Origin of the sequence: Crateriforma spongiae, assembly GCF_012290005.1 — a bacterium.
Taxonomy (GTDB): Bacteria; Planctomycetota; Planctomycetia; order Pirellulales; family Pirellulaceae; genus Crateriforma; species Crateriforma spongiae.
The window spans coordinates 694709-710340 of sequence record NZ_JAAXMS010000004.1 but is presented as its reverse complement, the minus strand read 5'-3'; the positions used below and the strand labels follow the sequence as shown (position 1 = coordinate 710340).

Here is a 15632-nt window from a genome sequence, read left to right as displayed (position 1 = left end):
TATGAAAGTCGAGTTCTTCGGTGACCGCAAAACGCAACTTCTAGGGGTCACCCACCGGCCATCCCAGACCGATTCGACGTTGCGAGCCATCGTTTTCGTTCCGCCGATCGGGCATGAGTACATCCGGACACATTGGGCGATGAAGTTGTTGGCAAAGCAACTGGCTCGCAAACATATGCATGTGCTGCGGTTCGATCTTCGCGGCCACGGCGATTCTTTTGGAAATCCCAGCGAAGTGCGTTCACTGGACGCATGGCGAAGCGACATCAATAACGCCATCGATCACTGCAAAGAACGCAGCGGTTGTGACTCGGTGGCTTTGTTGGGGCTGCGCGCCGGTGCTGGCTTGATCACCGATGTCGCGACCACCCGAGACGACGTCCACTCGATCATCGCATGGGAACCCGTTTTGCATGGCCGCCGATATCTGACAGAACTTCGCCGGCTGCATTCGACCATGTTGGATCTATGGTTCGAGAGAACGCAAACGGTCGATGAATCTGAATATGAGGAGATCATCGCATGGAAGTACCAAAGATCGCTAGTTGAGGAAATGGATCAGTGGCGGCCACCGTTTGAATCATTGGCACTTCCTCATTTGGTCGTCGAATCGCAATCGAATCCGAATCCTGCTCTCACGCCGACCAATTCGATGCGTAAAACCGTCCCGGTCGCAGAAGACTACTCTTGGAATCGGCTGTGTGATTTGGAAACCGCATGGTTGCGTCCCCATTCCACCCGCACGCTGGTCAATCAGATCCAAAACCTGTTCGAGCGGTTGGAGCAAAAAGGCATGCTGACGCCGAAACGGGAGTTATGCCTGACATGAATGAAACCGTTTGCAGCTTCGGAAGCAACGATGACCTCGTGGGTGTGATCACACGACCGCACGAGACATCGTATTGGGCTCCGACCGACTTGTCGGAATCGATCGCGACACAAGACGGATTCGAAAGCGAAACCATCTTGGAAACCAAGTCCCTTGGGCAACAAACGCGTCGGCGGCCGGACAACCCGTCGCGACCACCGATGGCATTGATTCTGAACGCCGGTGTGGTGCATCGCAGTGGTCCCTTTCGTCTGCACGTCGATCTGGCTCGTGCGTTGGCGTCCGCAGGCTATGAGTGCATGCGGATTGATCTGTCAGGTCTGGGCGATAGCGCCGTTCGGCTGGATCCGAAACCGGGCGAAAACAGGGCCTTGCTGGATGCGAAGGATGCGATGACGCGCATGGCAGACGTCTCGGGGTGCGATCGCTTTGTGATGATCGGACTGTGCAGCGGCGCGTACAACGGACACAAGGTCGCAAGCCAGGATGACCGTGTCGCCGGAGCCGTCTTTTTGGATGGTTTGGCTTTTCCGACGCGGAAGCATCTGCGACGCCGACGTTGGCAAAAGGCGATGCGTTTCCGATTTTGGAGAAACGCAATCAAACGTCGCTTGATTCCCCACGCGATGCAACCAGTTTCTGCAGACGTGCCCGGTGCCGAAGAATTTTTCGAAGCCAGCGAGTCAGCCGCCGTCGTTTCACAGCAGATCCAGCAGATGTTGGATCGCCACGCGAGCCTGTTGTACATCTACACCGAGGGCTACGGGGAACTGTTCGACGTCGAACAGTTCAACGAAATGTTCGGCTTGGTTCCCGACCAACGGTCTTTGCAAGTCGAATACTATCGAAATTTCGAACACACGTATCGACTGTCGAACCACCGCGAGATGGTCGTCGATCGTATTGTCCGTTGGTATGCGGATCGCTTCCCGATCGCCCGCAGGTAAACCTTCGGGCGTCCAACGCTTACGAAACGACATTTCGCTGCAACAGTCAAGCCGCGAGTCAACCGTTGGTGATTCGCAACCGCAAAATCGCGGCGGCCCCGAAGGGAACCGCCGCGGCGAGATTCAGTCGTATACGTCAACGGGCACGAGTGCCATCGGTTGCCGGTGGAAATCTAGTTCCGCGGATAGTCCAGCTTCTCAAGCTTGTCCAAGACTTCCTTGGCCTTCAACGTTTGGTAATTGATACCCGCTGCATTCAAACTTGATCCTGCCTGGAACGGATAATCCGGAATCGTGTCCAAGAACTTTTGGATAAAGTTCTGGGCGGGCACGAAGGTCCACATGTTGTCGGCGTACCAGCGGAAGTATCCGAGTTCGCCTTCCTTCCACATCTTTTCGTACGGATCCGCTTTCAGGTTGATGATCAGTGGCCAACCAGGAACCGTTCGAATACCGGTTGCAATGTTGCCCGTCACAATGGCAAAGTGGATTTTCCAGTTTTGGACACGAATCGCGTTCAATTCGCCGCCCTGACCAAAGTAGTAGATCTCTTTCCGCGGTCCTTCGTCGGCTTCGCCCTTGAAGTACGGCATGAAGTTGTAACCGTCCGGGTGGACCTTAAACGTCTTGCCGTTGGCCATGTAGCCGCTCTTCAACTTGTCGACCACGTTCGGTTCGCCGGCGGCAGCCAATAGAGTCGGCATCCAATCTTCTTGGCTGATGATGTCGTTATAGACGGTTCCTGGTTTGATCGTCCCCGGCCAGCGAACCAACAGCGGGACGCGGAATCCGCCTTCCCAAGTGGTTCCCTTTTCACCATGAAACGGCGTGATTCCACCGTCCGGCCATGAAAAGGTTTCGGCACCGTTGTCGGTGCTGTAGATCACGATCGTGTTGTCGGCGATGCCCAGATCATCAATCTGCTTCAACACTTTTCCGACATAGTCGTCGTGTTCCACCATTCCGTCGGGATACAGTCCAATGCCCGTCCGACCTTGCGATTCCTTTTTCAGGTGAGTCCACACGTGCATCCGGGTGGAGTTGTACCAAAGGAAGACCGGCTTTTCGGCTTTCACGCCGCGCTCCAAGAAGTCCATCGCCTTGGTGTGAACTTCTTCATCGATCGTTTCCATCCGTTTCTGCGTCAGCGGTCCGGTGTCTTCGATCTTGCCGTCGGCGAACGAGTGGATCACGCCGCGTGGGCCATACTTCTTTCGAAATTCCGGATCTTTTGGATAGTAGTACGTCTCGGGTTCTTCTTCGGCGTTCAAGTGATACAGGTTGCCGTAAAATTCATCGAAGCCATGATTGGTCGGCAAGTGCTTGTCTTGATCGCCCAAGTGGTTTTTACCGAATTGCCCCGTCGTGTAACCCTGTTCTTTCAACAAATCGGCGATGGTCGGCGTCCAGTCCGGGATACCGTGATCGCTGCCGGGCATTCCGATCGTCAACAAACCGGTACGAAACGGATGTTGGCCCAAGATGAAAGACGCACGACCGGCGGTGCAGCTTTGTTGTGCGTAGGAATCGGTGAACATCGCACCCTGTTTCGCCAGGCTGTCAATGTTCGGCGTGCGATAGCCCATGATCCCGTGGTTGTACGCACTGATGTTGTGAACCCCGATGTCGTCACCCCAGATGACGACAATGTTCGGTTTCTGGTCGTCGGCGTTGCAAACACCAGGAACAAAGCTTGCCGCCGATAGCAGGATCGCGGCCCATACAAAAAGTCGATTCATGCCGTGTCTCATGAACAAAGGAAAAGCAGATTGCGAAGATCCGTTCCGCGGATCGATGCCCTCGATTCGATCGGGGCGACGCGGACAGGATTATTTAACCTGCCACCCGATCGTTCAATCGCTGGCAGAACCATTTGCGCAAAATTCAGTGGATCTGATCATCGGCCTGTGTGGATCGTTCACTTCCCAGTGGCATTCTGCAGTCGGTGATCTCCCGACAACCAACTTGGTGCATTCTGCACCTTCACGACTGTACACACCCGTTTCCGGTCACTCTGGTGAATGGAACAGAATCTTCCCATTCGGTTCGATTGCCCTTCGTTCGGCAAAGAAACGCAACATGACGCCGCGCAATCACCGCCGCGGCCCAACGAAAACGCCCGATGCAATCCGCGATCGCATCGGGCTCATTCGAATCAGTCGTCATGAGAGGATGGATTAATCAGACAGTTGCCCGGCACCATCGACCGACGGGGTCAGCCCTTGCTTTGATTCATCACGACGCAACTTAAAGTACATCACTTTGCTGCCCTCTGGCGATTGAAATTTGGTGGGCCGGTCGTTTCCCGGCAGTGCATAAGCCAACGACCAACGATCGTCGCCGTTCATCTTCAGGATGCCCAAAGCGATCGAGCGCTCTTGCCCTTTCATGTCCGTGACCATGTTGATCTGCATGGGTTGTTCGGATGCATCAATCGAATACTTGGCCCGATACAGTTCGTTCTTATCCGCATCGTAGGTAACGATCGCGTCCTTATCGACGACGATCGTCGCCCCGTCTTTCTCTTGCTCGGTCATTGGGCGTCCCATCGTGACGCCTTCCTTGATGTCCCAGACTCCCGACAGGGTTTTCGACCAATCCTTCGTCGGCTCTTTGGCGGCCAAAGGAGTGAACGCGGTCAATGTCAGGCCGGCGACAATCACGCCGATTTCCAATAGGTCTTTCATGTTTCGATTCGATTCTGGTGAGGGAAAGTTGTGTCGATCGGCAACAGAGCGATCGCGAAGTCGTGAAGAACATTTGTCACCAGGGGTGTTGTCCCAGCAACGAAATGCAAAGCGTGTCGACTTGCTGATTCGGAGATTGCAATTCGCGGACCGATACGGAACCTGACGCCACGGCCATCTCTATCGGGTATGACGTTGATCGGTTTGCCAACAGGTTGAAGGGTCACCCGTCAGCCGCAATGCGCGCTTGCCGCCGGATCATGCCTCCGCCGGTAAATTCGCGGTGCCGAGATTCCGGCCTTCACATCGGCCCCCAACGAAATCGGTTTCACCCGGTAAATCGCAGTCGATTTCGTTCTCTTTCGCGATGGTCAACCGTTCCACAGATGACCGAATCCGGACCGCTCCGTTGACGGTTTGGTACGGCCAATGCATTTGATCCGTCGTGTAACCGGCGATGACGCAGTGACGTGATCGTCGAGATTGATACGAGATAAGCCTACGAGCAATGAAGGATTGAAAAGATGATTAAACGAGAAGAACTATTGGGTCGCTGGAACGAAGTGAAAGGCGAATTGCGTGAGCATTGGGGCCAGTTGACCGAGGACGACTTGCAACGTGCCAAGGGTTCGACCGAACAACTGGTCGGCATGGTCCAGCAAAAAACGGGCGCCACCCAGCGTGAAGTTGAAAACTTTTTGGACCGCTTGATGTCCGGCGGATCGGTCTCGCAACAGGTCGGTGACGCGGCCAAGCAATACGGCGAAACCGCTCAGCAAATCGCCGACGACGCCGCCGCCTACCTGCGTGACGGCTACCGACGTGTTTCTGACCAAAGCGTCGATTACTCGGCCAAGGTCGCCGATTCGGTGCGGTCGCGTCCGGGCGAAGCGTTGGCAGTGGCATTCGGACTGGGACTGGCCGCAGGTGCGCTGTTCTTCATGAACAAGCGCCGGTGAAATTGTAAGACGACGACTGATCATGACCAAAACGCTCGCCACCGAAAAACAGGCCGAAGCGATCAAGAGACGGATGAGGGAAATTCGGACCGAATTGCCCTACGACGTCGACAACGCCCGGCACCAAGTCCAACAGCTTACCGATTGGCGGTACTACGTCCGCAGGTTCCCCGTGCTGACGTTAGCGACGACTGCCGCGGTCGCGTACGCCTTGGTGCCTCGGCGAAAAGACGCTTCCTCACCAGGGACGCATCACGTCGCTGCCGCCCGACATCACCGCGCGTCGCCATCGGACAGTCCGCCTGTTCCCAAGAAGAGCATTCTGGGCGGTTTGGCCGGGGCAATCGGCGCGATCGCAATGCGTCAGGCGACACGATTCGCCGCCAGCCAACTGGAGTCCGCCTTCCTAGGACGATCGTCCGGGGGCAACCGAAAGTGATCCAACAACCATGATTGCACCACCAAGAAACAACGGCCGGCCGGACTATTACGATGACGGCCGTCGCCAAACGAGTTCGCCATCGACCGGACATACCGTCGCGTCGCGTCCGTCCACAGCCCCAATGCGGGGCGACCCTTCGGACGTTTCGGGACCATCAGTCAATCAACGTGTTCGCAACCTGATCGGTCGCCATAGTGTCGCCGCCGTAATCGCGGCGGCAACCGTTGGGGCGACGATGGGGTGGATCGTCAAACGAAAGCTGAAGTGATCCGATGACGAAAACAACACCCATCCGACGTGTCTTGCGCGACATTCTGGATTTGTTCGAACTACAGATCCAGCTATTCAGCGTGGACGCCCAGGCGGCACAGCGAAAAGCAACGAAAGCCGCCGCATTGTCGATCACCGCGCTGGCACTCGGCGGCGCAACCCTGACCGTGTTCATCATGGCACTGGGTTTTGTGCTGCACGAGCTATCGGGACTCTCCACGGGAGCTTCATTGCTGATCGTGTCCGTACTGATGTTCGCGATCGTCGGCGGGCTGCTAGCACTGGCGGCATCCGCCGTCGGAAAAGTTGGTGAAGCCTTGGGCCAATCTCAGTCGGAAATGGCGGAGAACTTCCGCTGGTTGAAAGCCACTTTGGTTGCACCGGAAAGCTCGCCACGCAACGTCTTTCGCGACGAGTCTTTCCCAAGACACAAAGAACCGCCCACGGATTTTGATCCGCGGTACCACGACGTTGATTCGTCGTACGTCACCACCACGTCGCCCACACCCGGCGACGAACCATTCCCGGTCGATCCGACCACCACCACGCCATTGCACAGGAGATAATCATGGATAACAGCACCACCACCAATCATCCGGAAACGGGCCAGGCAACCGAGCAAGCTCGTGAAACCATGCAGAAAGCCGCAAACACCGCAGCGACCTACGGTTCACGCGCAGCCGATCATTACGTGAAGGAGCCGGCACAAGATCTTTTCAGCTTGGCAAAATCTTACGCCAAAGATCATCCGGACGTCGCCGCATGTTGGGCGTTCGCGTTCGGAGTCGTGGTCGGCTGGAAAATCAAACCCTGATCCGACCATCAGACCTTGTTCAACGGTCGCTTTATCTGAACGCGACCGTTGACCTTGGCAAAGACATTGAGCTGCATGAGATCCATGCAGCTCTTTTTTTTGCGTGATCAACGGCCAGCCGGCAAAGATGCCGGCCCAAGAATTCGCACATTCAATGTGCGTGGTACCGGCCGGCCTCTAGACGCTTCGGCCAGAAACCGGAACAGCAACCGTCCCAAACCATCCAACCAAGTCTTGGCTCAATCAACCGCATCGACTTGAACGTCTGCTTTCAGTGTGATGTTGTACGAATTGATTCGATCGCGAAGCTTTCCACGGGTGATGCCCAGGATCTCCGCCGCCTGACTTTGATTCCCATCGGTGTGCCGCAGCACTTCGGCGATGACGAAGCGTTCCATGTACTCCATCGCTTCGCTGTACAGACTGGTGGACTTTTCCTTCAACAGTCGCGAAACCAAATCGGGCAAAGCACGCCCTGGTTGCAGTGTCGAACCTGCATCGCCGCCGCCTTGATCCGTTGCGGATGATTGGCCTTCCGGCGAAGCGACGCGACGGATTTCACTGGGGAATCCTTCGGCGGTGATCACCGGCATGACGGCGTCCAGCACCGCGCGTCGAATCACGGCACGAAGCTGTCGAACATTTCCCGGCCACTGGTACTGGGTCAGCAGATCGACGGCCTCGGGCGAAAGGCCTTCCAAGTCGGGCTTGTTGAACTCCTGCTTGGCTTGGACCAAAAAGAAGTGAATCAGCGCCGGGACATCGCTTAAGCGTTCACGCAGGGGCGGCAATTCTATTGTGACGCCGTTAAGCCGGTACAACAGGTCTTCGCGGTAATCACCATCATCGACCATCTGTTCCAACGGCCGATTTGTCGCGGCGATGATCCGCACATCGGTCGTCAGTTCTTTGTTGCCGCCGACCCTTTCGAAACGTTGTTCTTGCAGCACGCGCAAAACCTTGGCCTGCACCGAAGGCGCCATGTCGCCGATTTCGTCCAGGAACAACGTGCCGCCGTTGCACTGTTCGAACTTACCGATCCGCCGCGATTCTGCGCCGGTGAAGGCGCCTTTTTCGTGGCCGAACAACTCGCTTTCGAGCAAATTGTCGGGAAGCGCGGCGCAGTTGACCGCCAGGAAGGTTTCGTCGCTGCGATGGCTGTACTGATAAAGGGCCCGTGCAACCAATTCCTTCCCCGTGCCACTTTCGCCGCGGACCAGGATCGGAACGTTCTGTTTGCTGACTTTGCCGATCGACTTGAAAACGCTCAGCATGGCCGGAGATCGACCGATGAAAAGCTCGCCGTTTGATTGCTCATCGCTCTCATCGGCGGAAATCGCCACCGGAACGCTACTGATCTGACGCTGCTCGATCGCGCGTTCGACCAGATCACGCAGCGGTTCGGCGCTCAGCGGTTTGGCAATGTAGTCGAACGCCCCCAGCTGCATCGCTTCGATGGCGGTGCCGCTGGCCGCTTCGATCGTCATGAAGATCACGGGGATCCGGCGATCGTGTTCACGGATTTCACAATAGACGGCCAAACCATTCTGATCTGGCAGCTGAATATCCAACAAAACCGCGTCGAAATCGCCGTTCCGCAGTTCCTGCAATCCCGCTTCGGCACTCGATGCGGTCGTCACATCGGCGATCGGCGCCAAACATCGTTCGGCGAAAGTCAAAATGGTGCGATCGTCATCGATCACCAACAGATTGGGCATAGGTTTGCACCACTTCGATTGTGGGGCCGACTGAGTTTCGGTGGAGGCGAGTCCGGAGGTCATAGAGCTTTGCGTCACAAGAGAATACTGGTTGTCTGGACCGTTTGTCGATCAGCATGACTGACCGGAGTCCAATCGACGGACGCAAGTGGCGTGCCAGCGTCGTAGAGAGACGCGGCGTGAGTGCCCAGAATGGGCAGAAACGGGTCATATGTTCAGGGCGACGTCTGAACTTGGTTCATCATCCGGCAACCTGGATGTTTCGCGAGATTCAACGTCGCTTCGCGGGCTGCGGCGTTCGCTTGGCCGAATGCATGCGATCAACCGCCCGACGGCGATCGCGGCGACAGTCGCCGACAATTTGCAGTCTCGGCATCACCAGCACACTCGGAATACCCCGCACCGCCGGAATCACCTGCTTCCAACTACGGGAAAGGCCAGCGGGGCCGCGGCCGGTCGATGATTCCGAAAGAGCTATCCGTTCACAGCAGGCCGTCGGTGGGAACGACCAAGCCGCACTATCGCCGTTGCGGTTCAGCGATTGCGGGGGGTGGCGTCGCCGGTCGCCAGATCACCGACCTGAGCACCGTCCGGCGTATTGGCCACGGTGGCGGCCCGCTTGGTTTGCCGTTGAATCTCCGGTGCATCGGGTTGTTTCGTGCAACCGCATGGGGGCTCCGTTTTGCGATTCAAATCGGCAACACCGACGACCGGAAACGTGATTCCGTGATTGGTTTGAACCATCAGTTCGTTGGCAAGCATTTTCGTATTCCTTGAGATCGGTTTTTCGATGAATGGGATCGGTTTTGAACGCTTCGGTTTTTCAAATTGAGACCGTTGCGTAGCCATCGTGATACGACGGGCCGCTTTTCCCACCGTTAGGTGTGGTTCCGCGACATAACCAATGAAAAAGCAACCACCGTGCCAGTGTGCGGGAATTATGCCTTGGATGCCGCGAAACGTTCTGCGATCGATCGCACATAGGCGTCCGTGTCGATCTTTCGGTCCAGCCCGCTGGCCGACATCGTCCGCACTTTTCCGAACACGTCTCGTTCGCCGAACGCACGATCGTGATTACCGAAGACCCATGCGACGTTGGCATAGGAATTGGGATCGTTTCCGTCGTAGAAGTACTTGTTGTTCAAATCCAGAGTGACGCGATACGCGTGTTGAATGGTGTTCGTCCAGCCCAAAATTCGCTTGCCCCAGTACATCCGCAAATGGTTGTGCAGGTATCCGCGACACCGCATCTCCGTCATCGCGGCATTCCAAACCGGATCGTCCGTCTGGCCGTCTTCCAATTCCGACGCGGTGTAGTGATCCGGTCGCGGGTCGGATTCGTGTTTCTCCAGCGTTTTGCGGGCCCAATCGGGCAAACAGTCCAGACCGTCATAATCGGAATCGAAGTAAACGAAGTTGATCGCCAGTTCACGCCGTACCAACAGTTCCTCGATGAAATCCGCCGTGCTTTCTCGGTTCGCGCCGGCCTGCCTGACTTCCAAAGCCACCTTGAGCGGGCTGATCTGTCCAAAGTGCAAATAGGGGCTCAACATCGAACAATGTGGCTGGATCACCGAGACGTCGTCACGGTATTCGTCCAACGAATCGCTTAAGAACGCATTCAATCGCGACCTGGCTTGCGATGTTCCGCCGTCGAACTCGTCACACTTGGCGACCGTGTGATCCAAGTCCAGTGATTGGACGCAGTTGTCCAGATCATCCAGATCGATCCCGTTGACCGACAGACCATCGGCCGTGTTGTCGACCGGCGTGGTCGCCAATTCATTCAACGTTTTCTCCGCCGCCTCTTGTAGCTGCGAGCGGATGGTTCGTGCCGCGTACTCACGATCGTCTGACGCCATTTCAACCGGGACGATCACATTCGATTCGATCTGCCAAACCGGTCGGTTGGCTTCGCGTTGGAACCTGTCCACCCAGCGCCGGTCATGACGTAGGTATCCACGGTCGCAAACGACTTCACAAGCATCGCCCGCCAACTTCATCGCCACATCGATCGGACTTTCCCTGCGGACGACCATCGCAATGTTTCGTCGCTGAAGCGCGCCGGCGGTTTCGTGCAATCCCTCCAGCTGGAAACGCATCTGTCGCTCGGTCCTTACCGACGGGTCGTCACCGATGCCGACGCCCACCAGAAGCGGCTTTCCCAGATCGTTCGCGCGGCGGACCGCGAATTCCAAAGCGTGGTTTTGTTCGCTGCGTTGGCTGTGCCGCATCCAATACAAGACGTACTTGCCGTCGACGGGGTCGAGGTCGTTCAGGCGTCGGGTTCGCGATTCGGGGATCAGTCGGCTGGTCATGATGCAGGCTGGGGGCAACGGATGAACGAAGCGGTGTTGTTTCGGCTTGTCTGGGGCAGCGTTGCGGCGTCGACGTCGCTATGAATTGAGACACGCACCGCGGAAAACCGCGGGGCGGCTCTGCGAACGCACCTGGGGTCGCAAAGACCGCGCCGCTGATGGTTTGGCTATTCGTCTGACTTGATCATCCGTATAAGTGGGCAACGTTTGTACGCCCAGCCCTGACCGACCAGCGTCCAGATCGGTGCATTTACAGACACCTGAAAGTCGCGATCCAGACTCGATCCCGTCGAACGGTTGCGTTCCAGACGGTGCGTTCCCGACGGAACCGACGCTGTGGCACGAAAATTGCCTCTCAAGAACCCTCCGGCAGTCAATTCGGGGTGCCCGTTGTGCAATTCCATGACATCGCGCCATGACATCGCCTTGCGCGGTGGCGTCACGCTAAGCTCCTGGACTTTGACGAACCGCACCGGCCGATTAGTTTGCCATCCCCAACGATCGACGAAGAAAAACTTTTCATCACCACGCAGGGTTTCAGGTTGAACGAGACGCAACGAAAACGATTTTCCGACGCACTGGTTCGAGTCGGCGATGACGAAGAAATCTTGTGTGAACTTGCTGCGATCGCTTACGAGGATGGCCAGCCGTTGTTGCAGCAGTTGGATCAGGCGATTTCACACCAGGACATGGAACAAGCCTCGCGCAGCGGCCATTCGCTGAAGGGAACCCTGAGCGGATTCGAAACCGGGCATCCGACGACATTGCTGCAACCAATCATTGATGCGGCACGGCGGGAGGACCCCAACGAAGCCAGTGTGTTGTTCACCAAGGCAAAGCCGCAATTGCAGTCACTGCTGAAAGAGATCCACAGCATCTCCGGCTGAACGCCGCGGCTGTACAACTTGCCTAACTCGGCGACGCTGGCGAATCACCGCTTGTTGCCAATATCGGTTGGGCCGGCCCCATTACACGGGCCGAGTCAATCGGGCGACCAGCCGCAATAAATTCTGGGCGTTGATCGGTTTGGCCAGATAGTCGTTGCATCCGCATTCCAAGCACCGCTTCATGTCGCCCTGCATGGCATCCGCAGTCAAAGCCACGATCGGCCCCGCGAACCCAAGCTCGCGAAGCCGCACCGCGGCTTGATAACCGTCCAGGTTGGGCATTTGCATGTCCAACAGAATGACGTCGAACGGCCTTCCCTGTTCGATTGATTCAACGACCTTGTCCAGAGCCACCTGGCCGTCTTCGGCTTCGGTCACCGTCGCTCCCGCGTCGACCAAGATTCGTCGACTTAGAAAGCGGATGTCGCGACGGTCATCGGTCACCAAGATGTGGCAATCCAGCGACACCGGGGCCGAATCGTCTTCCGACGGCGGAATATCCACCAGCGGTCCGGGCTGAACCATTTCCACATCGGTCAAGTCGCCCGGGTCGATCCGGACGGTGAAAGTGCTGCCGTGCTCCACTTCACTGTCGACGACAATGTCGCCGCCCAGTGATTCGGCCAAGCGACGACTGATCGCCAGCCCCAACCCGGTGCCACCGAAACGACGTGTGACCGACGCATCCCCCTGCGAAAATGGTTGAAACAGCTTTCCCAACTGTTCGGTCGGAATACCAATTCCAGAGTCATGGACCTCAAACCGCATGGCATCGTCGCCATGCTGTTGTTCATGTGCCACGACCAAACGGACGTCGCCGGTTCGGGTGAATTTGATCGCGTTGCCGACCAAGTTGATCAAGATCTGCCGCAAACGTTTCGGATCGCTGTAGATCTGTTGTGGGATGCGACCGTCATAGTCGACCTGCAATGACAAGCCTTTCTCTGCCGCACGAACCTCCATGATGCTGCGAACGTCCTCGACGACTCGAGCGGGATCAAAGACTTCCTGCTGGACTTCGAACTTGTCGGCCTCGATTTTCGATAGATCCAAAATATCGTTGATCAAGTCCAGCAGATAATTGCCGTTGCGGCGAATCGTTTGGATGTAATCCGACGTCTCATCGTCGCTAACATTCTCTGCGACCAAGTCGGCATACCCCAAGATCGCCGTCATGGGTGTTCGGATTTCGTGCGACATGTTCGCCAAGAATGCACTTTTGGCTTGGTTGGCGGATTCGGCATCGATCCGCGCCGCCCGCAATTCCGACTCGTACCGCCGTTGATCGGTGATATCCAGCAACGTTCCGATGATTTGAACCGGTCGCCGGCCGGACCGATCATCGTCGCCGCAAATCGTGCGGGTCTGCAGCCGGACCATGCGGACTTCACCGTCGTAACAGACGACACGATGTTCGATCGACGACGTGTGATCCTCCGCTCGCAAGATCTCGTTCTGAAAATGATCCTGAATCATGTCCAGATCTTCGGGATGGACCCATTCGGGAATCGTTCCCAACGGCCCGTCAAGGTTTGCATCCGGCGGATACTTCAACAGCGATTTCAGTTCGTCGGAAAAGAACTGCATGCCCGATTCGACATCGGCGTGCAGTGTGCCAAATCCGGCCAATCGCGATGCGTCTCGCAAACGCTGTTCGTTCAGTTTGATCGACCGTTCGTTGCGTCGTTGCTGGGTAACGTCACGGCCATGGGCGATCACAAACATGATCTCGCCGTCGTCGTTTCGCGCCGGAACGTACCAGATGTCGACGATCTTTCGGCTGCCGTCGGGGCCGCGGTAACTCAGATCGCGATGGAAACTGTGTCCCTCCAACACAGCGCTGAAGTTGTCTCGTAAAAACTGGCGGCTCTTGGACATCCCTTTCCACCACGGCGTTTCCCAAAACAAGTGTCCGACCATGTCATCGCGTTTCAAACCCCACGGCTGCAGCGCCGTATGGTTCACTTCCGACAACGTGCCGTCCAAGTTCAACACGCCAATGAACGCCGGACTTTGATCAAACAAAGCACTCCATTTCGCATTGGCCGCTCGGATCGCTTTTTCGACCAGATAGCGATCCGAAATATCGACACCGGAGGCAACGATGTTGATCAGGTTGCCGCTGTCGTCGGTCACCGGCATCAATTGAAAATCAATCATCATGCGGGTGTCTCCCGCCATCCGAACCATCGCGTCATAGCGAACGGTTTCGCCGGATTGGACACGCCGGATGTCTTGTTCCAATCGCTCGGCCACCGACGGGTCGTAATTCCACCAGTAACAGTCCCAGAACTTTTTGCCGATCACGTCTTCGCGGCCAACACCACCGGCGGTGATGGCCGGCTGGTTGGCTTCGGTCAGCGTCCCGTCCAAATCCAACACGCCGACAAAGCCGACGACGTGATCGATCACTCGTCGAAGATGTTTTTCGCGGTCCAACAGTTCGGCGGTCTGTTGACGCTGCTTGGTGACATCGCGTGACACCGCCACGTATCGCGTGACGTTCTGGTCGCTGTCGTAGACCGGTGACACGACCACATCCCACCAACGCATGGTGCCTTTGGCCGTTGGACGTTGCGCTTGGAAACGGGCCACTCCATCCTTTTCGGCTTGTCGAATGCTGCGTTTGACCAAACTGCGCGTCGCATCCGGCCACAGTGACCACCAGTATTCGCCCCGCAGCGGTGCGAAGTCATCCAGCTCCATGTGCTGCAAGCCGGCCCGATTGATCTGCAGCAAGCGTCCCTGCGTATCCAGCACTTTGATCCCGTCCGGACTGGTTTCCAATACCGCTTGATTGAATCGATCCAGATTGCTGACCCATTTCAACAACGATGCGTCGGTCGGATTGGTCGCCAAACAGGATTTCAGCAACCGCGACAGTTCCATCGCCACGCTGGACGGGTGATTCGGTCGAAAGGGATCGTCGTCGCCCTGCTCTGCCGGCGTGTTGGGTGCGACACATCGTGGGCATGTCAGACGCACCGCCCAACCGCCGACCTTGCGAATCGCGTCCAAGCCTTCGCCGATCGATGCGTCCGATGCCGGATCCACCGACCCTGGTTCGACGTCTCCTGAACGCAACACAATTCCCGCCGCCGACGGTCCGGCCACTGCGGCGACCGATGCAAGAAAGGTTCCCCAAAGTCCGTCGGTCGCACCATCCGTTTCGATCCATTCGACACAACCGGCCTGCCTCATTCGGGGAACCCGACCCGCCGGACAAAACGCGACCTGCCCCGGCCCGATGTTGCGTGTCGAATCCAACAAGATGGCGTCGTCGCCGATCAGCCGTTGCGTCGCCTCGAAGACCGACGTCGTATCACCGCCATCGGCCCGGTACACCACGAAACGCATCGCCGACCGGTCGACAATTTCTTCCAGCAACGAAACCAACCATTGATCCGACGCCGCATCGCCGGAACATCCGATGGTGACCAGCAATGAAGCGATCTCCGGCGTCGGATTCCAGCCCGATGGTGACGTATCGTCGGTCATGAAATTTGCCACAGGCGAAACGATCCAACCAAACACGGCGTGTCCGAAATCGGACTGCCAGGATTCTTAACGATTGGGCTGCGATTACAAGCGGTTCACAGTCAACAGGATGACGCCTGGACGTGCCCGAAGCCATCGACCGTCGACCCGTCACGCACCAACCTGGCCGATTGCCGGCCAGTCTTCGCCGGCGGCTTTGGTCATTCGCCGACCACCGCGTCTGCGGAAGCCCGCGGATGACGGGTTTCCAAACATTGCAAGCG

At 56.9% G+C, this 15632-nt stretch carries 15 protein-coding genes; 8 read left to right on the top strand and 7 right to left on the bottom strand.

Features of this window, described 5'->3' with window-relative positions; translation table 11 throughout:
• Window position 1 precedes the first annotated feature (1 nt).
• Together HFP54_RS14000 and HFP54_RS13995 are read left to right on the top strand one after the other, a co-directional pair.
• The gene (locus tag HFP54_RS14000; RefSeq protein ID WP_168565589.1) at window positions 2-829 is read left to right on the top strand and encodes an alpha/beta fold hydrolase; all 828 of its coding nucleotides are present in this window, start codon (window positions 2-4) and stop codon (window positions 827-829) included.
• Complete coding sequence (locus HFP54_RS13995) at window positions 826-1776, top strand: alpha/beta fold hydrolase (protein ID WP_206036198.1); 951 nt, start codon at window positions 826-828, stop codon at window positions 1774-1776. The genes HFP54_RS14000 and HFP54_RS13995 overlap by 4 nt, the downstream gene beginning before the upstream one ends.
• A 173-nt stretch (window positions 1777-1949) precedes the next feature.
• Here the strand turns inward: HFP54_RS13995 and HFP54_RS13990 are convergent, their stop codons facing one another.
• Complete coding sequence (locus tag HFP54_RS13990; protein ID WP_146413598.1) at window positions 1950-3527, bottom strand: arylsulfatase; 1578 nt, start codon at window positions 3525-3527, stop codon at window positions 1950-1952.
• Window positions 3528-3953: 426 nt separating this feature from the next.
• The gene (locus HFP54_RS13985) at window positions 3954-4463 is read right to left on the bottom strand and encodes a TIGR03067 domain-containing protein (protein ID WP_168565587.1); all 510 of its coding nucleotides are present in this window, start codon (window positions 4461-4463) and stop codon (window positions 3954-3956) included.
• 524 nt (window positions 4464-4987) lie between these two features.
• On the opposite strand from HFP54_RS13985, the gene HFP54_RS13980 reads away from it, so the two are divergent.
• Genes HFP54_RS13980 through HFP54_RS13960 form a run of 5 tightly spaced genes read left to right on the top strand, consistent with a single transcriptional unit; the run spans window position 4988 to window position 6948 of the window.
• Window positions 4988-5422: a CsbD family protein gene (locus HFP54_RS13980; RefSeq protein ID WP_145298166.1), complete on the top strand. Its 435-nt coding sequence runs from the start codon at window positions 4988-4990 to the stop codon at window positions 5420-5422.
• 22 nt (window positions 5423-5444) lie between these two features.
• On the top strand, window positions 5445-5861 hold the full coding sequence (locus HFP54_RS13975) for a hypothetical protein (protein ID WP_168565586.1): 417 nt from the start codon (window positions 5445-5447) through the stop codon (window positions 5859-5861).
• Window positions 5862-5871: 10 nt separating this feature from the next.
• Complete coding sequence (locus HFP54_RS13970; protein ID WP_168565585.1) at window positions 5872-6132, top strand: hypothetical protein; 261 nt, start codon at window positions 5872-5874, stop codon at window positions 6130-6132.
• 4 nt (window positions 6133-6136) lie between these two features.
• A complete protein-coding gene (locus HFP54_RS13965; protein WP_168565584.1) occupies window positions 6137-6700 on the top strand; it encodes a phage holin family protein in 564 nt (187 codons plus the stop codon).
• A gap of 2 nt (window positions 6701-6702) precedes the next feature.
• Window positions 6703-6948, top strand: coding sequence for a hypothetical protein (locus tag HFP54_RS13960; protein ID WP_168565583.1), 246 nt, complete (start codon window positions 6703-6705; stop codon window positions 6946-6948).
• A 239-nt stretch (window positions 6949-7187) separates the two neighbouring features.
• Here the strand turns inward: HFP54_RS13960 and HFP54_RS13955 are convergent, their stop codons facing one another.
• The 4 genes from HFP54_RS13955 to HFP54_RS13940 all read right to left on the bottom strand — a co-directional run bounded on the left by HFP54_RS13955 (window position 7188) and on the right by HFP54_RS13940 (window position 11541).
• Window positions 7188-8666: a sigma-54-dependent transcriptional regulator gene (locus HFP54_RS13955; RefSeq protein ID WP_168565582.1), complete on the bottom strand. Its 1479-nt coding sequence runs from the start codon at window positions 8664-8666 to the stop codon at window positions 7188-7190.
• A 534-nt stretch (window positions 8667-9200) separates the two neighbouring features.
• Window positions 9201-9428, bottom strand: coding sequence for a hypothetical protein (locus HFP54_RS13950; protein WP_168565581.1), 228 nt, complete (start codon window positions 9426-9428; stop codon window positions 9201-9203).
• Between the two features lie 176 nt (window positions 9429-9604).
• Window positions 9605-10984 (bottom strand): deoxyribodipyrimidine photo-lyase, encoded by a 1380-nt coding sequence (locus HFP54_RS13945; RefSeq protein ID WP_168565580.1) that lies wholly within the window; start codon window positions 10982-10984, stop codon window positions 9605-9607.
• A 167-nt stretch (window positions 10985-11151) separates the two neighbouring features.
• Entirely contained in the window at window positions 11152-11541 is a 390-nt protein-coding gene (locus HFP54_RS13940) for a hypothetical protein (protein WP_168565579.1), read from the bottom strand.
• On the opposite strand from HFP54_RS13940, the gene HFP54_RS13935 reads away from it, so the two are divergent.
• Window positions 11527-11871 (top strand): Hpt domain-containing protein, encoded by a 345-nt coding sequence (locus HFP54_RS13935; protein ID WP_168565578.1) that lies wholly within the window; start codon window positions 11527-11529, stop codon window positions 11869-11871. The genes HFP54_RS13940 and HFP54_RS13935 overlap by 15 nt on opposite strands.
• Window positions 11872-11952: 81 nt before the next feature.
• Here HFP54_RS13935 and HFP54_RS13930 read toward each other — a convergent pair whose 3' ends face one another.
• On the bottom strand, window positions 11953-15369 hold the full coding sequence (locus tag HFP54_RS13930; protein ID WP_168565577.1) for a PAS domain-containing hybrid sensor histidine kinase/response regulator: 3417 nt from the start codon (window positions 15367-15369) through the stop codon (window positions 11953-11955).
• Window positions 15370-15632 lie beyond the last annotated feature (263 nt).